Annotated in this window: 12 protein-coding genes; 5 read left to right on the forward strand and 7 right to left on the reverse strand. The window is 61.0% G+C overall.

Going from position 1 to position 19585, the window contains the following annotated elements; translation table 11 throughout:
• Positions 1 to 48: 48 nt before the first annotated feature.
• On the reverse strand, positions 49 to 795 hold the full coding sequence (locus AB4O09_RS29435; RefSeq protein ID WP_013692032.1) for an NRDE family protein: 747 nt from the start codon (positions 793 to 795) through the stop codon (positions 49 to 51).
• A 196-nt stretch (positions 796 to 991) separates the two neighbouring features.
• Between AB4O09_RS29435 and AB4O09_RS29440 the strand changes: the two genes are divergently transcribed.
• The 3 genes from AB4O09_RS29440 (at position 992) to AB4O09_RS29450 (ending at position 3673) form a co-directional block, all read left to right on the forward strand.
• Complete coding sequence (locus AB4O09_RS29440; RefSeq protein WP_003196628.1) at positions 992 to 1774, forward strand: sulfite exporter TauE/SafE family protein; 783 nt, start codon at positions 992 to 994, stop codon at positions 1772 to 1774.
• Between the two features lie 68 nt (positions 1775 to 1842).
• Positions 1843 to 2652, forward strand: a complete 810-nt coding sequence (gene lgt / locus AB4O09_RS29445) for a prolipoprotein diacylglyceryl transferase (protein WP_003196626.1) — start codon at positions 1843 to 1845, stop codon at positions 2650 to 2652.
• Between the two features lie 49 nt (positions 2653 to 2701).
• Entirely contained in the window at positions 2702 to 3673 is a 972-nt protein-coding gene (locus AB4O09_RS29450; protein ID WP_003196624.1) for a thymidylate synthase, read from the forward strand.
• 191 nt (positions 3674 to 3864) lie between these two features.
• Here the strand turns inward: AB4O09_RS29450 and cadR are convergent, their stop codons facing one another.
• Positions 3865 to 4311 (reverse strand): Cd(II)/Pb(II)-responsive transcriptional regulator, encoded by a 447-nt coding sequence (gene cadR, locus AB4O09_RS29455; RefSeq protein ID WP_003196623.1) that lies wholly within the window; start codon positions 4309 to 4311, stop codon positions 3865 to 3867.
• A gap of 86 nt (positions 4312 to 4397) precedes the next feature.
• Here cadR and AB4O09_RS29460 point away from each other — a divergent pair, with 86 nt between their 5' ends.
• On the forward strand, positions 4398 to 6617 hold the full coding sequence (locus tag AB4O09_RS29460) for a heavy metal translocating P-type ATPase (RefSeq protein ID WP_013692031.1): 2220 nt from the start codon (positions 4398 to 4400) through the stop codon (positions 6615 to 6617).
• 427 nt (positions 6618 to 7044) lie between these two features.
• Here the strand turns inward: AB4O09_RS29460 and AB4O09_RS29465 are convergent, their stop codons facing one another.
• Genes AB4O09_RS29465 through AB4O09_RS29475 form a run of 3 tightly spaced genes read right to left on the reverse strand, consistent with a single transcriptional unit; the run spans position 7045 to position 12253 of the window.
• Positions 7045 to 10092 (reverse strand): efflux RND transporter permease subunit, encoded by a 3048-nt coding sequence (locus AB4O09_RS29465; protein WP_003196619.1) that lies wholly within the window; start codon positions 10090 to 10092, stop codon positions 7045 to 7047.
• On the reverse strand, positions 10089 to 11153 hold the full coding sequence (locus tag AB4O09_RS29470; RefSeq protein WP_003196618.1) for an efflux RND transporter periplasmic adaptor subunit: 1065 nt from the start codon (positions 11151 to 11153) through the stop codon (positions 10089 to 10091). Before AB4O09_RS29470 ends, AB4O09_RS29465 begins: the two co-directional genes overlap by 4 nt.
• On the reverse strand, positions 11150 to 12253 hold the full coding sequence (locus tag AB4O09_RS29475; protein WP_038857395.1) for an efflux RND transporter periplasmic adaptor subunit: 1104 nt from the start codon (positions 12251 to 12253) through the stop codon (positions 11150 to 11152). The genes AB4O09_RS29470 and AB4O09_RS29475 overlap by 4 nt, the downstream gene beginning before the upstream one ends.
• Before the next feature lie 137 nt (positions 12254 to 12390).
• Here AB4O09_RS29475 and AB4O09_RS29480 point away from each other — a divergent pair, with 137 nt between their 5' ends.
• On the forward strand, positions 12391 to 13551 hold the full coding sequence (locus AB4O09_RS29480; RefSeq protein WP_003196612.1) for an AAA family ATPase: 1161 nt from the start codon (positions 12391 to 12393) through the stop codon (positions 13549 to 13551).
• Between the two features lie 331 nt (positions 13552 to 13882).
• On the opposite strand, the gene AB4O09_RS29485 is transcribed toward AB4O09_RS29480, so the two are convergent.
• Positions 13883 to 14665: a MetQ/NlpA family ABC transporter substrate-binding protein gene (locus AB4O09_RS29485; protein WP_003196610.1), complete on the reverse strand. Its 783-nt coding sequence runs from the start codon at positions 14663 to 14665 to the stop codon at positions 13883 to 13885.
• A 179-nt stretch (positions 14666 to 14844) separates the two neighbouring features.
• Complete coding sequence (locus tag AB4O09_RS29490) at positions 14845 to 19584, reverse strand: RHS repeat domain-containing protein (protein ID WP_033063757.1); 4740 nt, start codon at positions 19582 to 19584, stop codon at positions 14845 to 14847.
• Position 19585: the final 1 nt, after the last annotated feature.

Raw genomic sequence — 19585 nt, forward strand, 5'->3', positions numbered from 1 at the left:
GTGGGAGCGAGCTTGCTCGCGATGAGGCCGGCAATCACACAGCAAAAACTAAACCCTGACTTCCACCTCCCCCAAATGCCCCCCATGCGGCCCGAAACTACGCTCGACCATCTGCCGCGTCCCGTCGGCATGGACAATCAGCGCCGTACTGGCCCGCGTCCCGTAGGCCGGGCTGGCGATGAACACACTCGATAGCAGCATCTCGGTCGCCACTCCCACCCCCGTATCAGGCAGCTCAGCCACCGAAGCAGGTTGCGGGTCGTTCAACAGCGTAAGCAGTGCCTCAGGCCGCGGATCGTCCAGCACTTCGCCCAGCGCCGCGCGGGCCTTGAGCAACTTGGGCCAGGGTGTGTTCAGCCCAGCGTTCGACAAGCCATAGAGCCCCTCGCCCAACCGCTGCGGCTGGGTATCGCGGGCGTTGTGGTGCCAGAGCTCGACGCCATCGCCGAGCAGCAGGTTGAACCCACCATACTCGCTGGCGCGGGGCACGATTTCGCTCAAATACTCGGCAATCGAAAGATTTCCGGTCAGAAACCGCGCCACCAGTTCGCCACGCGACTTGAATGCCGGCAACTGGCCCGGGTCACGAATGTTGGTCAGCGCTGCAAAGCGCCCCTCGGCGCCAATGCCGAGCCAGGTGCCGCCGGCCTCCAGGTCGCGCCCGGCATGCACATGGGGCGCATCAGGCCACTGGGCCAGGGGCAAGGTCGGCCGGGCATAGAACTCGTCGCGGTTGGCCGCCACGATCAGCGGCCGGGCATGGCCGGGTCGCCAGGCAAATACGATCAGGCACATCAGGTTGTCCTGTTTAAAAATGAAGCTGAACGACACCGCTTTTGTGGCGAGGGGATTTATCCCCTCGCCACAGGGACAGCGATCATTAGCCACTCTACTCACACATCCATCATGCATCCATCGCCTTCAGTGGAGCCAGGGACCATGGATCCGTTACCATGCCGCTCTTATTTCGGGGATGGGTGGGGAGACGCTGGTGGAATTTGTGCTCTATCTGCTGCTCGGCGCCTGCGCCGGCGTGCTGGCCGGGTTGTTCGGCGTGGGGGGCGGGATCATCATCGTCCCGGTGCTGGTGTTCAGTTTCACCCTGCAGGGCTTCGACCCGCAGGTGTTGACGCACCTGGCCGTCGGCACCTCGCTGGCATCAATCATCTTCACCTCGGTCAATGCCGTGCGTGAGCACCAGCGCAAAGGCGCGGTGCGCTGGCCGATTTTCGCCTGGATGACCGTCGGGATCCTGATCGGTGCCGGATTCGGCGCGATCACCGCCGAAGCGATTTCCGGCCCGCACCTGCAAAAGATCATCGGCGTGTTCGCCCTGATCGTTGCCGTGCAACTGGCCCTGGACTTCAAGCCCAACGCCAGTCGCAGCGTACCGGGCAAGGCCGGACTGACCCTGGCCGGCACGGTGATCGGCTGGGCCTCGGCGATTTTCGGCATCGGTGGCGGTTCGCTGACCGTGCCGTTCCTGACCTGGCGCAGCGTGCCGATGCAGCAGGCGGTCGCAACCTCATCGGCCTGCGGACTGCCCATCGCCGTGGTCAGTGCTTTAAGTTTCATGATTCTGGGCTGGCACGATCCGCTGCTGCCGGCCCATAGTCTCGGTTTTGTGTATTTGCCGGCGCTGCTGGGCATCGCCCTGACCAGCATGGTCTTCGCCCGCTTCGGTGCGCGGCTGGCCCATCGCCTGTCACCGCGCTTGCTCAAGCGGCTGTTCGCCGCCCTGCTATTCTGCGTCGGCTTGAGTTTCCTGTTCTGACGCAATCCTGGCTTAATCCCGAGGTGGCAGCGTCGCCCGGGTATTTTTGACGTTTACGAGGAATATCAATGCTGCCTTACCCGCAGATCGATCCGGTGGCCCTGGCCATCGGCCCGCTGAAAATCCACTGGTACGGCCTGATGTACCTGGTCGGCATCGGCGGCGCCTGGTTGCTGGCGTCGCGCAGGCTCAACCGTTTCGACCCGACCTGGAACAAGGAAAAGCTCTCCGACCTGGTGTTCTGGCTATCCATGGGCGTGATCGTCGGCGGGCGCCTGGGTTACGTGCTGTTCTACGACCTGAGTGCGTACCTGGCCAACCCGACGCTGATCTTCGAGGTCTGGAAGGGCGGCATGTCGTTCCACGGTGGGTTCATCGGCGTGATGCTGGCGGCGTTGTGGTTCGGCAAGCGCAACAACAAATCGTTTTTCGAGCTGATGGACTTCGTCGCGCCGATGGTGCCGATCGGCCTGGGCGCCGGGCGCATCGGCAACTTCATCAATGCCGAATTGTGGGGCAAGCCGACCGACGTGCCGTGGGCGATGATCTTTCCGCCGTTCAGCGATCCGGCGCAGCTGCCGCGCCACCCGTCGCAGCTGTATCAGTTCGCCCTCGAAGGCGTGGCACTGTTCCTGATCCTCTGGCTGTTCTCGCGCAAGCCACGGCCAACCATGGCGGTGTCGGGCATGTTTGCGCTGTTCTACGGGATCTTCCGTTTCATCGTTGAATTCGTCCGCGTACCGGACGCCCAGCTCGGCTATCTGGCGTGGAACTGGCTGACCATGGGCCAGGTGCTGTGCCTGCCGATGATCGTCGGCGGCCTGGCGCTGATCTGGCTGGCTTATCATCGTGCGCCGGCTGCGGCGGCCAAGGTTTAAAATTCGAACCCCGGGGCGCTGGCCCCGGGTTCAAGGACACAGGTAACCCATGAAGCAATATCTCGATCTGGTGGCCCACGTCATCAAGAACGGCACCAAGCAAGCCAACCGCACCGGTGTGAACACCATCAGCTTCCCCGGCGCCATGCTGCGCTATGACTTGAAAGATGGCTTCCCAGCCATCACCACCCGCAAGATGGCCTTCAAATCGGCCATCGGCGAGATGTGCGGCTTCCTGCGCGGCGTGAACAATGCCGCCGAATTCCGAGCCCTGGGCTGCAAGGTCTGGGACCAGAACGCCAACGAAAACGCCCAGTGGCTGGCCAACCCGTTCCGCCAGGGCGAAGACGACCTGGGCGAGATCTATGGCGTGCAATGGCGCAAGTGGCCGGCCTACAAACAGATCCCCCTGAGCAACCCGGCGGCCATCGAGCAGACCCTGGCCCAGGGTTACCGGCAGATCGCCGAAGGCGAAGAAAACGGCCAGGCCTACGTGGTGCTGTACAAGGCCATCGACCAGGTTCGCCAGTGTGTCGACACCATCATCAAGGACCCGGGCAGCCGGCGCATCCTGTTCCACGGCTGGAACTGCGCCCAGCTCGATGAGATGGCCCTGCCGCCGTGCCACCTGCTCTACCAGTTCCACCCGAATGTCGAGACCAGGGAAATCTCCCTGACCCTCTATATCCGCTCCAACGACCTGGGCCTGGGCACGCCGTTCAACCTCACCGAAGGCGCCGCGCTGCTGAGCCTGATCGGTCGCCTGACCGGCTACACACCGCGCTGGTTCACCTATTTCATCGGCGATGCCCACGTCTACGAAAACCACTTGGACATGCTTAACGAACAGCTCACGCGCGAGCCGTTCCCGATGCCCAAGCTGGTGATTTCCGAGCGTGTGCCGGAATTCGCCAAGACCGGTGTGTACCAGCCTGAGTGGCTGGAGTTGGTGGAACCGAGCGACTTCTCCCTCGAAGGCTACCAGCACCACGCGCCGATGACCGCGCCGATGGCGGTCTAAAAGAATCCCACCATCACCCCTGTGGACGGGCCTGTGGGAGCAAAGCTTGCTCGCGATGGAAACGCCTCGATCCGTCAGAAGATCGCGTTATCGTTCATCGCGAGCAAGCTTTGCTCCCACAGGATCGCACCAAGCTTTGCTCCCGCAGGCTCGCCTATAGGCCTCTGTGTATTCGGATTAGCGGCAAGGGCTCAATGCCCGTGGCTGCGCCCCACATGCGAATGCTCCACCTCCGGCGCCACCGCTCCACTGACTTCCAACCGCTGCAAGATCCCGCATTGATCCAGGTCCGGTCCTTCGCCGCAGCGATGGCGCAGGTCGATCAGTTGCGTCTGCAACGCCAGCAGGCCGTCGATGCGGGCCTTGACGTGTTGGATGTGTTCGTCGATCAGTGCGTTGACGCTTTCGCACTGGTCCTGGGGGCTGTCGCGCAGGGCCAGGAGGCTGCGGATTTCTTCCAGGGTCATGTCCAGGGTGCGGCAGTTGCGGATGAACGTCAGCCGCTCGGCATGGGCCTGGGTGTAGACGCGGTAATTGCCGTCGCTGCGGGCCGGCTCCGGCAGCAAGCCTTCGCGCTCGTAGTAACGGATGGTTTCGACCTGGCAGTCAGTGATTTTCGCCAGTTCTCCGATCTTCATGGTGCGGCCTCCCAAATAGGTGCTTGACCCTATAGTGGCTACAGGGTCTTTACTGCGCAACAGGCACTTTTCACGGACGTCACCCGATGAGCGATTCCCTTCACATCCACAAACCCGACCACGGCCATGACCACGGGCATTCCTGCTGCGCATCGAAAGCAGCCCCGTCGCAGGTCATCCTCGACAAAACGCCGACGGACGGTGCGCGGCTGAGCAGTTTCCGCATCGAAGCCATGGACTGCCCCACCGAACAGACGCTGATCCAGAACAAGCTCGGCAAGCTCGAAGGCGTGCAGCAACTGGACTTCAACCTGATCAACCGCGTGCTGGGCGTGACCCATGATTTGCCTAGCGACGCGCCCATCATCAAGGCCATCGAATCCTTAGGGATGCAGGCCGAGCCGATGACGCCAGGCAAAGAGAAAGCCACCCCTGACTTGCCCGCCCCGGCCAAGCCCTGGTGGCCGCTGGCGCTGTCCGGCGTGACGGCCCTGGGTGCCGAGTTGATCCACTTCACCAGCGCCGCGCCAAACTGGGTGGTCGCGCTGGTGGCGTTGGTGTCGATCCTCAGCGGCGGCCTGGGTACCTACAAGAAGGGCTGGATCGCCCTGAAAAACCGCAACTTGAACATCAACGCGCTGATGAGCATCGCCGTGACCGGCGCCGTGTTGATCGGCCAATGGCCGGAAGCGGCGATGGTGATGTTCCTGTTCACCGTGGCCGAGCTGATCGAAGCCAAATCCCTCGATCGGGCGCGCAACGCCATCAGTGGCCTGATGCAGATGGCCCCGGAACAGGCCACCGTGCAACAGGCCGATGGCAGCTGGCAGGCGCAAGACGTAAAAGTCATCGCCCTCGGTGCGCGGGTACGGGTTCGCCCGGGCGAAAGGGTTGGCCTGGACGGCGACGTGGTCGCCGGTCGTTCGACCATTGACCAGGCACCGATCACGGGCGAGAGCCTGCCGGTGGAAAAAACCATCGGCGACAAGGTGTTTGCCGGCACCATCAACCAGGCCGGCGAATTGGAATACACCGTGACCGCGGCAGCCGATCACTCCACCCTGGCGCGAATCATCCACGCCGTGGAACAGGCCCAGGGCTCCCGCGCGCCGACCCAGCGCTTCGTCGACCAGTTCTCGAAAATCTACACCCCGGCGGTGTTTGTCCTGGCCCTGGCTGTAGCCATCATCCCACCGCTGTTCATGGGCGCGGCGTGGTTCGACTGGATCTACCGGGCGCTGGTGCTGCTGGTGGTCGCTTGCCCGTGCGCACTAGTGATTTCCACCCCCGTGACCATCGTCAGCGGCCTCGCCGCCGCTGCGCGCAAAGGCATCCTGGTCAAGGGCGGCGTGTACCTGGAGGGCGGCTACAAGCTCGACTACCTGGCCTTGGACAAGACCGGCACGATCACCCACGGCAAGCCGGTGCAAACCGACTATGTGGCGCTGGACCCGAGCGTGGAAACCACCGCTCCGGCCCTGGCCGCCAGCCTCGCTGCCCGCTCCGACCACCCGGTTTCCCGGGCGATTGCCAACGCGGCTGTGGATAAACAACTGACACAGCAGGTTGTGGATAACTTCGAGGCGCTTGCCGGGCGCGGCGTGCGCGGCGACATCGGCGGGCAGACTTATCACCTGGGCAATCACCGCCTCGTGGAAGACCTCGGCCTGTGCTCGCCCGAACTGGAAGAGAAACTCTTCGCCCTGGAAAAACAAGGCAAGTCCGTGGTGCTGCTGCTCGACGCTACAGGCCCGTTGGCGCTGTTTGCCGTGGCCGACACCGTGAAGGACTCCAGCCGCGAGGCCATCCGGCAACTGCATGGCCTGGGCATCAAGACCTTGATGCTCACCGGCGACAACGCCCACACCGCCGACGCGATTGCCGCGCAGGTAGGCATGGACCAGGCTCGGGGCGACCTGCTGCCCGAAGACAAGCTGCAAGCCATCGAAGCGTTGTACGCCCAGGGTCACCGCGTCGGCATGGTCGGCGACGGCATCAACGACGCCCCGGCCCTGGCCCGTTCGGAAATCGGTTTCGCCATGGCGGCGGCCGGCACCGACACGGCCATCGAAACCGCCGATGTCGCCTTGATGGACGATGATCTGCGCAAGATCCCGGCTTTCATTCGCCTGTCGCGGCAGACTTCAAGCATCCTGAAACAGAACATTGCCTTAGCGTTGGTGATCAAGGCGATCTTCCTCGGGTTCACCTTCGCCGGGTTCGCCACCATGTGGATGGCGGTGTTCGCCGACATGGGGGTGAGTTTGCTGGTGGTGTTCAATGGGTTGCGGTTGTTGCGCAAATGAAGCGCTCAGGGGGCTGAAATGACGCCTCGCGAGCAAGCTTTGCTCCCACAGATCTTTGCGAATACAGAATCTGAATTCACCACGGATCTGCTGTGGGAGCAAAGCTTGCTCCCACAGTTGGATCTTTGTGAAGACAGAACTTGAATCACCACATATCTGCTGTGGGAGCAAAGCTTGCTCCCACAGTTGGATCTTTGTGAAGACAGAACTTGAATCACCACATATCTGCTGTGGGAGCAAAGCTTGCTCCCACAGTTGGATCTTTGTGAAGACAGAACTTGAATCACCACATATCTGCTGTGGGAGCAAAGCTTGCTCCCACAGTTGGATCTTTGTGAAGACAGAACTTGAATCACCACATATCTGCTGTGGGAGCAAAGCTTGCTCGCGATGGGCTGCACAGCAGCCCTCATGAGTTAACGCCAATTCAATCGCGCTTCGGCTCGCGGATCTTGTACCAGGCCACATACAGCGCCGGCAGGAACAGCAGCGTCAGTAGCGTCGCGATGATGATCCCGCCGATCATCGCGTAGGCCATCGGCCCCCAGAACACTTCCCGGGCGATCGGGATCATCCCCAGGCTCGCCGCAGCCGCCGTGAGCAGGATCGGTCGGCGTCGGTGCTCGGTGGCTTCCACCACGGCATCCCAGGGCTCGTAGCCGTCACGTTCGTATTCATCGATCTGAGTCACCAGGATCACCGAGTTACGGATGATGATGCCAATCAACGCGAGGATCCCGAGGATCGCCACGAAGCCCATGGGCGTGCCCGTCGGCACCAGCGCCAGCACCACGCCGATCAACCCGAGAGGCGCGACGCTCGCCACCAGGAACAGTTTCTGCACGCTGTGTAGCTGGATCATCAGGAAGGTCGCCATCAAGAACAGCATCAACGGCACGACACTGGCGATCGGCCCTTGGGCCTTGCTGCTCTCTTCCACCGTACCGCCCGTGGCGACCTTGTAGCCCACTGGCAGACCGGCAGCGAACTTGTCGATGGCCGGTTGCAATTGCTTGACCAGGTCGGTGGGCTGGATCTCGTCGCGCACGGCGGCCTTGATGGTGATGGTCGGCTTGCGGTCACGACGCCATACCAAGGGTTGTTCCAGTTCATAGCGCACCGTGGCGAACGCCAGCAACGGAATCGAGGTGCCGCCCGGGGTGACGATTTGCAGGTTCTGCAGGGTTTCCGGCGAACCACGCTCGGCATCTTCGGCACGGCCGACCACGTCGATCAGGTAAATATCGTCGTTGACCTGGGTCACGGGCGAGCCGCTGACGATGCTGTTCATCAGCCTGGCCACATCATCGGAAGACAAGCCCAACTGCCGCGCCTTGTCCTGGGCGATGTCGATGCGCAGCACCTTGCCCGGTTCGTTCCAGTCGTAAATTATTTCGCCAATGTGCGAGTTCTTGTCCAGCTCGGTGGCCAGTTCGATAGCATGCTTGCGCACCTGGTCGATGTCCTTGCCACTGACCCGGTACTGGATCGGCCGGCCCACCGGCGGCCCCATTTCCAGGGCCTGCACGTAGCTGCCAATCCCGACGAAATCCTCGCGCAGACGCTTTTGCAGGCGCTCGGTGAGGGCCGTGCGCGACTCCAGGCCCTTGCTGACAATCACCAGTTGCGCGTAGTACGGGTTCTGCAGTTGCTGGTCCAGCGGCAGGTAAAAGCGAATCGCGCCTTCGCCGATGTAGGTGCTCCAGCGCTCGATATCCGGGTCGCCCTTGAGGGTCGCTTCCAGGCGATCGACGGCCCGGCGGGTCTCGTCCATTGAGGCGTTCTGCGGCAGGTTGAGGTCCACCAGGATTTCCGGCCGGTCCGAGGACGGGAAGAACTGGTTCTGCACGAAGCGCATGCAAAACACCGACAGCACGAACAGCAGCACGGTAATGCCGATGGCCCACCAGCGATTGCGCATCGCCCACAGCAGGCCGCCGTTGAACGCCCGGCCGATCCGCCCCGGCTCGGCGCTGTGGGGTTTCACATTGGTGCTGAGGATGTGCACGCCGATCACCGGGGCAAACAACACCGCGACGATCCACGACACCAGCATCGCCACGGCGATGACCGCGAACAGGGTAAATGTGTACTCACCAGCGGAACTGGCGTTCAGGCCGATGGGCACGAAGCCGGCCACGGTCACCAGGGTCCCGGTGAGCATCGGGAACGCTGTCGAGGTATAGGCGAACGTCGCGGCCTGGTCCTTGCTGTCGCCTTTTTCCAGGCGTGTGACCATCATTTCCACGGTGATCATCGCGTCGTCCACCAGCAGGCCGAGGGCGATAATCAACGCACCGAGGGAAATCCGCTGCATGGTGATGCCGCTGTATTCCATGAACAGGAAGACCATCGCCAGCACCAGCGGAATCGAGCAGGCCACCACCAGTCCGGCCCGGACGCCGAGGCTGACGAAGCTGACGACCAGGACGATGATCACCGCCTCGAACAAGGCACTGGTGAAGCCGCCGACCGCCTCTTCCACCACTTCGGCCTGGTCCGACACGGTATGCACGCCAACGCCTACCGGCAGGTCAGCGGTCAGCTCGCTCATGCGCGCATGCAACGCCTTGCCGAAATCCTGGATGTTGCCGCCCTTCTTCATTGCGATGGCGAGGCCGATGGCCGGCGTGCCGTTGAAACGGAACATCGGCGTGGCAGGGTCAACGTAACCGCGGCTGATATCGGCGATGTCGGCCAGTCGATAGAAGCGGTCATTGAGCCGCAGGTTGACGTTGGCCAGGTCTTTTTCGGATTGGAACTGCCCGGACGTGCGCACGGAAATCCGCTCGGGTCCGGCATCGATGACCCCGGCCGGGGTCACGGCGTTCTGGGTTTGCAGGCTTTGCACGACTTGTCGTTGGTCGATCCCCAGGGCGGCAAGTTTGCGCGTGGAGAAGTTCAGGTAGAGCACTTCGTCCTGCTCGCCCACCATCTCGACCTTGCCCAGGCCCGGGACGTCATGGATCTCGGCGCGCACCTGTTCTACGTAGTCGCGCAACTGGCGCATCGACAGGCCATCGCCAGTGAAGGCGTACACCGAACCGTAGACATCGCCGAACTCGTCGTTGAACCCGGGCCCTTGCAGGCCGTCAGGAAAATCGCCGCGAATGTCGTTGATCTTCTTGCGCACCTGGTACCAGATCTCGGGGATATCCTTGGCCCCGGTGGTGTCGAGCAGGTACACGAACACCGTCGACTCCCCCGGTCGGGTGTAGCTTTTGACGTAGTCGAGGGAATCGAGCTCTTCGAGTTTCTTCTCGATGCGATCGGTGACCTGCCTGAGGGTTTCTTCCTGGGTCGCGCCAGGCCAACGGGTCTGGATGACCATGGTCTTGATGGTGAACGATGGGTCTTCTTCGCGCCCCAGGTTCATGTACGAAAACACGCCCATCAACAATGCCACGAACATCAGGTACCAGACGAACGACTGATGTCGCAGGGCCCATTCGGACAGATTGAAAGGCCCTTTCATCGTGCTTCCTCGTCGAGTTTCACTTTCTGCCCCGGCTGGAGACTGTTCACCCCGGCGCTGACCACGCGATCGCCGGCCTTGATGCCGTTGGCCACCAGCACCGAGCTGGCCGAACGTTCGAGAATCCGCACGTCACGGGGCGAGACGGTCTGGCTGTGCGGGTCGACCAGCCAGATCCGCGCCTTGCCGTCGATCTCTTGCAACGCGCTGAGTGGCAGCTCGATGCGCGGTTCGATGGTCGAGCTCAGGGTCACGCTGATGGCCGTGCCCAGGCGAAAACCTGGCGGCGTATCGGCCAATGTCAGGCGCGCGCGGCGGGTGCGGGTGGCGCTCTGGGCCTGGGGTTCGATCTCGCGCACGGTGGCGGTGGTGTGGATGCTCGGGTCCAATTGCGCGGCGACCTCGAACACCACGTCCGCGGGCAGGCGCTCGGCCAGACCGGCCGGCAGGTCGATCACCGCCTCCTTGATGTCCGGGCGGGCCAGGGTCACCACTTGCTGGCCGGCGGTGACCACCTGCCCGGCTTCGGCATTCCAGGCCGTGACGACGGCGTCGTGGTCGGTGTGCAGTTCGCTGTAGTTGAGCTGGTCGCGGGCCTGCTCCACCGAAGCCCGGGCCTGTTCAAGGGAAGCGCCTGTGGTTTTCAAATCGGTCTGGGCGATATCCAACTGCGCCTGGGCACCGACGCCACGGTCGAACAATTGCTGCTGGCGGCGGGCATTGGCCTGGGCATTGATGTACTGCGCCTCGATCCGCGCCAGATCGCCCTGGGCGGCGCGCAACTGGTTCTGCTGGTCGGTAGGGTCGAGCGTGGCAAGCAGGTCGCCCTTCTTCACCTCCGCGCCGACGTCGACATTGCGGCTGGCGATCCGTCCTGGCACGCGGAAACCCACGTCGCTCTCGTAGCGCGCCTGGATATTCCCGGCGAACCGCCCAAGCGCCTGCTGGTCGAGGGCCCTGACTTCAATGGACAACACCGGGCGCACCGGTTCGGGTGGCGCTTCTTCCTTGGAGCAGGCAGCCAGCAAGAGGCCGGCCGAGACCATCCATAAACGCTTCATGGCTGGGCTCCCGGCGTGGTTTTTTCAGAGGTGTTTTCAGCGATCTCGACGCGTACGCCGGGGTGTAGCAATTGCCCGCCTGCGGTGATGATTTTCTCACCGCCCTTGAGGCCATCGCTGATGATGACTTTGCCGGTCAGGTAACGGCCGACGGTCACCGTCTGCAACTGCGCCTTGCCCTCACCATCCACCAGCCACACGGCCGGGTCACTGAGGTTCTTGGTCAGGGCCGACCAGGGCAGCTCGAAGGCGGTCTTGCCGGCGGATTTGGCCGTGGCACTGACCACCGAGCCCAAGTGCATGCCTTCGGGTAAATCATCGAGGGTGACCTTGACCTGCACGGTGCCGGTCTGGGCAGACACCGCCGGGGTGATCTCACGCACCGTGCCGGTGGTCTTGATGGCGGGGTTATCCAGCAAACTGATGGTGATTGCAGGGTCCGACGGCGGTTCGCTCAACAGCGATTCGTAGATGTTGAACACCGCGTCGCGTTCGCCATCCCGGGCCAGGCTGAAGATCGGCTCAGTGGCCTGCACCACCTGGCCGACTTCCGCCTGACGCGCCGTGATGATGCCCGGTGCCTCGGCAATCAGTGCGGTGTAGCTCAGTTGCTCGCGGGCGTTGGCCAGTTGGGCCTGGGCAGCGGTCAGCGCACTCTGGCTACTGCGTAGTTGAGCCTGGGCAGCGTCGTATTCGCTCTGGCTGGTGTAGCCCTTGGGCAAGAGTTTCTGCTGGCGCACGAACGCCGCCGCACTCTGCTTGACCCGCGCCTGCTCTGCAGCCACCTGGGCCTCGGCGGAGTCGACGTTGGTCTGCAGGTCCCGAGGATCGAGCCGGGCCAGCACTTGCCGGGCCGAGACCCGGGCGCCGACATCGACCTTGCGTTCGATGATCTTGCCACCCACGCGAAACGACAAGTCAGCCTGCACCCGCGCCTGGACATCGCCGGTCAGGGTCACAGAAGCGGCGTATTCGCTGGGCACGGCTTGCTGCACAAAAACCCGTGGCAGGGCTTTTTCCACAGGCTTGTCATCACCGCATCCGGCCAACATCGCACAGAGGCCCAGGCCAACTATCAGTTTGATTCGGGGACCAGCCATGCAGACTCCTTTGCGCTGTACGGACGTACCAGTGACGATACGACTGTGAGCTTAGAACAGGGTTCAACGAATACAACAGGAGCACAAATCAGGCAAACTGATCGTCTCCTATGGACCCCTGCAGCAGGAGTCTGCTCATGCTCAAGACCCTGGCGGTGGCCAATTACCGCTCCATCAACAAGCTGGTAATCCCCCTGGGTCGGCTGAACCTGATCACCGGTCCCAACGGCAGCGGCAAGTCCAATCTGTACCGCGCCCTGCGCCTGTTGGCAGAGACAGCCCAGGGCGGAGTGGTCAACGCCCTGGCCCGCGAAGGCGGACTGGACTCGACCTTCTGGGCCGGGCCGGAAGAAATCAGCCGGCGCATGCGTAACGGCGAAGTGCCGGTCCAGGCGATTGTGCGCCAGGGCACCAAGCGCCTGCGCCTGGGCTTCGCTGGGGAAGACTTCAGCTATTGCATCGCCCTGGGCTTGCCGGAGCCCAGTCTTTCAGCATTTTCACTGGACCCTGAAATCAAGCGCGAATGCATCTGGGCCGGCCCGGTGTTTCGGCCGGCCAGCCTGCTGGTGGACCGCAACGGGCCGATGATCCGTGCCCGCGAAGGCCGCTCCTGGGATGTGCTGGCCCAGCACACGCCGACCTTCGACAGCCTGTTCGACCAGGTCGGCAGCCTGCGTACTTCGCCGGAGGTCCTGCAGATGCGCGAGTTCATTCGTCGCTGGCGCTTCTACGATCATTTTCGCAGCGATGCCGACGCCCCGGTGCGCCAACCGCAACTGGGCACCCGCACGCCGGTGCTGCACCACGACGGACGCGACCTGGCCGCCGCGTTGCAGACCATCCTTGAAATCGGTGACGTCGAGGCCTTGCATGCCGCCATCGGCGACGCGTTCCCCGGAGCCCACCTGCACATCGAGAAACTGCAAGGCGGACGTTTCGCTATCGCGTTTCAACAGCATGGCCTGCTGCGCCCGTTGTCCGCCGCCGAACTGTCGGACGGGACCCTGCGCTATCTGTTGCTGGTGGCCGCCCTGCTCACACCACGACCGCCCTCGCTGATGGTGCTCAACGAACCGGAAACCAGCCTGCACCCCGATCTGTTGCCGGCCTTGGCGCGGCTGATCATCCGGGCTTCAGTCAATTGCCAGGTCTGGGTGGTGTCCCACGCCACGCGCCTGATCGCCGCCCTGGAGCAGGATGAGGGTTGCAATTGCATCGTGCTGGAAAAGGAGCTTGGGCAGACCGGGATTGTCGGGCAGCGGGTGTTGGATGAGCCGGCGTGGCATTGGCCGGACTAGCCAGCGCCTGATAAACCGAATCGCGAGCAAGCTCGCTCCCACACCCCGAATTTGCCGCGAAGGACAAAGACGACTACTTTTCTTTTCGCCGAAAGACGGATTTTTTAAGTATCCCTCCAAGGGAGCACTGTTTTTCACCCGGCCGAACCATCACAAGGAAGAGAACATGGCTGACGTAAAAGTGCCGCAGCGACTGGAACCGCAGGAAATAGTGAAATTGTTGGTGGCGTTGCGCAGGGCGTTGAAGAGCGGGGTGGCCTGAGGGGAACGATCACGCCGACGCTGTATCAGCCGTCGGCGTTTGAAACCGTGACAAGGTTTACCGCGCGAATCAGAACGCCGGCAGTACCGCGCCGCTGTATTTCTTCTCGATGAACGCCTTCACTTCAGGGCTGGTCAGGGCCTTGGCCAGTTTCTGGATGGCCGGGCTGTCCTTGTTGTCCGGACGGGCCACCAGGAAGTTGACGTAAGGCGAATCCGCACCTTCGATCACCAGTGCGTCCTTGGCCGGGTTGAGACCCGCTTCCAGGGCATAGTTGGTGTTGATCAGGTCCAGGTCGACCTGGTCCAGCACACGCGGCAGCATGGCCGATTCCAGTTCCTTGAACTTGAAGTTGTGCGGGTTCTTGGCGATGTCTTTCGGGGTCGCCAACGCGTTTTTCGGGTCTTTCAACTCGATCAGGCCTGCCTTCTGCAGCAGGATCAGCGCACGGCCGCTGTTGCTGCCTTCGTTAGGCAACGCGATGGTCGCGCCATTTGGCAGATCAGCCAGCTTTTTGTACTTCTTCGAGTAGCCGCCGAACGGTTCGACGTGAACGCCGATCACGGTCACCAGATGGGTGCCTTTGCCTTCGTTGAAGTTCGTCAGGTACGGCAGGGTCTGGAAGTAGTTGGCGTCCAGGCGCTTCTGATCCACCTGCACGTTGGGTTGGACGTAGTCGGTGAAGACCTTGATTTCCAGGTCCACGCCTTCCTTGGCCAGGGCTGGCTTGATCAGCTCGAGGATTTCAGCGTGGGGTACAGGCGTGGCCGCCACGACCAGTTTTTCCGCGGCCTGGGCCAGGCCCGAGGCCAGGGCTGCCGCCAATGCGGTGAACAACAGAACCTTTTTCATGCAGTGTCCTTATCGAATATCACTGTCGTCATGGACGACGGCCAACGTGGGAGTGCCAGCGAAGTGCTATCGCTGGCGTGATGCGGAAGATACCGATATTTTTTATTCCTTAAAAATATCTTTTATGGACGGACATATATCAATATTGAATATAACAAAAACATACGGAGGTACCTTCGTCATGCAAATCGGATGTCCGAGCCTCGCTTCCTGACTTCACCGTAAATATCTTCGGGGGCTTCAGCTCGCTCATGATTGCTGAACCATTCGTCCGCCTGTCGAAGATACCCTTTGGCCTTTTCAATGTATTTTTCCCTCTCGATTGTATAGGTGACGCCTTTAACCGGGTAATTGGCGTAGCCGACTACATCCTTGGCCGTCAGCACGTTGGCGAGATCGTCTTGCAGGCCGATGAAGTTGCGCTGGCCTTCCCGAACCAAAGGGCTCGCGGCCTTGGAGTAGCCGCCAGCACGTGTCGCGCGCACATTGCTGCGACCCAGCGTCACCACGTCACCGAGCGAATCAACGGTTTTGCGTAGGGCTAGCGATGTCCCCCTTCCCAGCAATTTGCCAGCCAGCGCAGCCCCGCCGGAGACGGCGCCCAAGGCAAGGCTGGTGTAGCTCAGGATTTGAGCGGCAACGGCGTCCGGCGCGGCCTCTTCCAACACCACCGACGCAATCGATACCGCGCCTCCCACCACCTCCAGCGTCAAGGCCGCCGCAGCCGAAAACGACACCCCTACCAATGGCGCGGATGCGCCAAGTGTCGCAATGGTGAATGCAACAGAGGCGATCGCGAAAGCAGCAGTAAGGCCGATCTTGATCCAGCCCCAGGTAGAAATATGACCGGTCGGATCGCTGAGATTGATCGGGTCTGCGAGGCAATAGGCATAGGGGTTCAGGCCACCGCCATCAAAAGGACTCCAACTGTCGGGCCTATGAAATCGCATCAGTACCGGATCGTAGGCCCGATAGCCATTGCCAAGCAGGTAGCAGCCAGTGACCGGATCCAGCGGTTCGCCGCCGAAACCGAACAGACTGCCCAACCCGTCTCCCCCCTGGCGCTGGCCATAAGGCGAATAGGCGTGATGGGGATTGTCGTCGCCAGAAAGTGCTTGCAGGACATTGCCGCAGCCATCGGTTCTGAATAACGCTGTCTCTTGCCCCTGCAACAACGCCAACAACTGTCGTTCTTCGCGAACGATGCTGCGACTGCCCTTTTCCGTTACCTCGCTGGATAACTGCTCTTCTCGGTAGAACCGGCGATACGGCTCCTGCCCCGTCAACTCAACGGCATGAAGCCGGTCCGAAGCATCGTACCGATAGCGCGCCAATGTCGACCTTGAGTCAGCCGAACTCACGCGCTCCAGGCGGCCCAATTCATCGTAGGTCAGCTGGCGACCCCATGAGTCGTTGAGCAAGTTGCCGTCGTCGTCATATCGGAAGGTCGAATTGGCGGACACATAATCGCGATGACTGTGGGTAACAGCACTCAGTTGCGTTTTGTCAGCCAGGTCATATCGGTACGTGGCGGTGTTCTCGCCGCCCGCGAAACGCGTGACGACCCGCCGGATATTATCGAGATAGTCATAGGTGTAATCCTGCGACGTGATGATTTTGCCCTGTACGTCCACGGGCGCCTGCGGGCCTTGACAGGCGTAACGGGTCAATCGGCCCCGCAAATCATAGGCAAACGTCTCGACACGCAGCACCCCGTTTGACTTGAGCGTACGCCGGCTGAGCTTATCCCCCGGGCCGAACGACTGGGCGACCTCGACGACGTCATTGGCCGAGGAGGCGGAACGTCTAAGGATTTCGCGGCCAAACTCGTCGTATACCAGATCGGTGACCATCGAAAGGCCTGATCGAGGATCGGTGACGGTGATGCACTTGACGAGCCCTTGGGCGTCGTACGAATAGGTGGCGGTGATGCGTTCTTGAGCGGAGGCGCTGACTGGGCCTTGTGTGACTCCCGACAGGCGTCCCGTTTGATCATAAAGACAGATGCGGGCCATGCCGTTGACGTCGGTATGGCCAATCGGCTTACCCATCAATGAATAGGTTTGCTCACTATCGAACCGGTCAAGCGCAGTGACCCAGGATTCTCGGCTGAGCCGGCCTGAAGGACCATATTCCATACGCCGCTGCACCAGCGAATTGGCCGCTTCCTGAAGCAAGCCGGTGTGCGGATCAAACCGATGCTTCGTGGCGACGGATGCCTGGCTGCCGGAGCGGCTGGTGATGCAATCATCGAGCATTGGATCAAGTGTGAACCGCAGCTCTTTCCCGGCGGGAGTGCGCTTGCGCGAAGCGTTCCTGCTGGAACCCGCATAGCTCATTCGTTCGCTGCGACCGCCGCATTGATTGTCGGTAATGCGCATCAACCCATCGTAGGCACGAGTTCCCAGTACATAGCCGTTCGCGCTGATTTGCGTGGGGTGATCAGCCTGACTTTGCAGCGCGTACTTTTTCTCGATGACAGTACCGTCCGGTAGAGTCGTACTCAGCACACGGCCAGCCAAATCGTATGTGTAGCGGGTAACCGCACCGTCGGAAGCGATTTGCCTGATACACCGTCCCAAGCCATCGTAGTCATAGACAGTGACCTCCCGCACAACGCCTGACAGATCCATACGTTCGACGCGCGCTGGTTTCTCCAGAGCGTTAAGGAATGTACAGGTCTTGCCGCCACCATCCGTCCAGTGGGTACGAGTGCGTGCCACAGGATCGATCTCATCATGAACGATCACTTGCCCACGACGATTGGTACGGTTCTGATGCCCCCACTGGTCGTAGTCGTAAAGCGTTTCCAGCGTTTTCGGCTCGCCGTTGAACCAATCGATTTGTTTATCCGACTGCAGGCGACCGAGGCCGTCGTATCGGGCCTCATAAACGACCCGCATCGGCGCGCCGGGCATATCGACGTCCTGTTTCTCGACGTTCAGGGTGCGACCCAGTCCGTCGCTGCGGGTCACTGTCAGGCCGCCGCGGGCGTCCTTGACAGTGACGGTGGCATGACCGCCGGGCGCCGACTGATAGATGAACTCACGCGACGCAGAGTGGCCGGTGTCGGGCATTACCGTTTCACGGGTCAACTGCCCCAGCGAATCGTATTCCATGCTGACCACGCAGCCACCGGCCTCACTGCTCTTGATCAACCATCCGCATACGTCATGCCAGTCCTGTCGTAGATGGCTCAGTCCTTGGGCGCTAAAGGTCTGGTCGGTGCGAACGTTATCGTTTTCATGTTGGTAGGCGTAACGATATTCGCTCCGCACGCCACCTACCGTTTCAACTTTGCTCTGCAACCGCCCATGAAAGACGTCACTAACGTTGTTGATGTATTTCAACCGACAGTCCACCCGTGGCTCGCTGATGCCCTCTTCGTAGAGTGTTTCACTGGCGAGCCGAACACAGGGACGCCCAGCAAGCAGTGAGGGCGATTGGCTGTAGGTGTAATGAACGACGGTGGTAGGTGCGGTGGCGAAATCAGGCGAAGGGTGTATCGACTTGCGCTTGAGGAAACAAGGCACGCCTATGGGGCTGGGTGGACAATCCACGCATCCTTGTGCCGGGAAGTACTCATAAATCTCCCGGGCACCGCATGGACTGGTTTTTTCCAACAGGTTTCCATGCACGTCATAAGACGTCCGGGTGGTCTCCGTCCGGACGTTGCTGCGCCCCATATCCTCAGTCGCGCTGGTGTTGAAAAAAAAGCTGTCATGCACGGCGCGTTGCATCTGGAACTGTGGAGGCTGATTGCTGAAAGCCTTATCGGGCACATCGTGATATTGGATCTCCCGCAGTTGCATCGTGCTGCCGCAGATCGTCCTTTGTGAAATCATCGAATGGAAGCGGTTGTAGGTACGAATAATTCGTGAGTATTCGCGTCGACCGTTTCTATCAAGGATCCACTGAATCTGAGTGCAGGAGTATTGATAATCGCTACTGACGCTATAAAGCACATCACGCTCAGCGGACCAGCGAAAACCTGAGGCATTGCCAAGGAAGTTTCTAGGCGAATACTGGTATGTATTGATAATCGCCGGCTGGTCTCCGCCGGGAAACATGACCGATTGGGTGACGTACGGCATGTCGGGGACTGGTGCACCGTCGGGTAGCCTATGCCCCTGACTCTTGTACGTGAGACTTTCCTGGGCACCGTTTGGCTGATGAACTTCGCTCATCACCAAGAAGCCATTGATCGGGGAATAGCCAAAGTTCCAATTCAACTCGGTATTTTCAGCGGTAACCAGCTTGATGCCCTGGAGCTCTCCAAGCCGTAGCGCAAGCAGGTACTGAAGCCTCTTGGAGGGAATATCCGGCCACACGGTAATTGACGGTGGCTCCGGGCTGTTCAGGGCATAGTCGATATGCAAGACCCGTCGACGCTGATGATGGACCGTCGCCAACTGTCGCGTTCCGGACAGGAGATGATACTGGTAGAGCGTTTCCTTGCCATCGGGCCAATACTCGCGCTCCAGCAGCCACTCGTTATAGGTCGCGCTGGGGCGTGAAAGAATTTCAATCCTGCCATCGATGTGCTTAATAAGCATTTCATTGTCTTGTATCGTGACGAGTAGGTTATCGAGCTTCTTATCAAGGAAAGTTACCTGGCCACCGCTGATAAATAGCTGATAGGTCTCTCCGTTCGTCAATGTCAATTTACGTCGACGTTGATCGTAACTGCAGGTACGAAGAGACCAGCCGGTTCCGAGGCCCAGATTCCTATCATTGAAGCAATCGTATGAAAGGGTCAGTGAGACCTTCGGGCCGCCGGCTGCCTCAGCCGGCACCGCGTCCAGCGCCACACTGCAGCTGTAGGTACCGGTACGGGGGTCCACACCCGAACGGACAAAACTATCAAACTTGAAGGCAGCCGAAGTTAACTGCCCGGAAGGAGAGGTTGAGTTACTCATG

The organism is Pseudomonas sp. H1_F01 (assembly GCF_054681425.1).

Coding starts and splice junctions, on each gene's coding strand:
- AB4O09_RS29435 (WP_013692032.1), bottom strand. CDS start 795: ATGTGCCTGATCGTATTTGCCTGGCGACCCGGCCATGCCCGGCCGCTG.
- lgt (WP_003196626.1), top strand. CDS start 1,843: ATGCTGCCTTACCCGCAGATCGATCCGGTGGCCCTGGCCATCGGCCCG.
- AB4O09_RS29450 (WP_003196624.1), top strand. CDS start 2,702: ATGAAGCAATATCTCGATCTGGTGGCCCACGTCATCAAGAACGGCACC.
- cadR (WP_003196623.1), bottom strand. CDS start 4,311: ATGAAGATCGGAGAACTGGCGAAAATCACTGACTGCCAGGTCGAAACC.
- AB4O09_RS29460 (WP_013692031.1), top strand. CDS start 4,398: ATGAGCGATTCCCTTCACATCCACAAACCCGACCACGGCCATGACCAC.
- AB4O09_RS29465 (WP_003196619.1), bottom strand. CDS start 10,092: ATGAAAGGGCCTTTCAATCTGTCCGAATGGGCCCTGCGACATCAGTCG.
- AB4O09_RS29470 (WP_003196618.1), bottom strand. CDS start 11,153: ATGAAGCGTTTATGGATGGTCTCGGCCGGCCTCTTGCTGGCTGCCTGC.
- AB4O09_RS29475 (WP_038857395.1), bottom strand. CDS start 12,253: ATGGCTGGTCCCCGAATCAAACTGATAGTTGGCCTGGGCCTCTGTGCG.
- AB4O09_RS29480 (WP_003196612.1), top strand. CDS start 12,391: ATGCTCAAGACCCTGGCGGTGGCCAATTACCGCTCCATCAACAAGCTG.
- AB4O09_RS29485 (WP_003196610.1), bottom strand. CDS start 14,665: ATGAAAAAGGTTCTGTTGTTCACCGCATTGGCGGCAGCCCTGGCCTCG.
- AB4O09_RS29490 (WP_033063757.1), bottom strand. CDS start 19,584: ATGAGTAACTCAACCTCTCCTTCCGGGCAGTTAACTTCGGCTGCCTTC.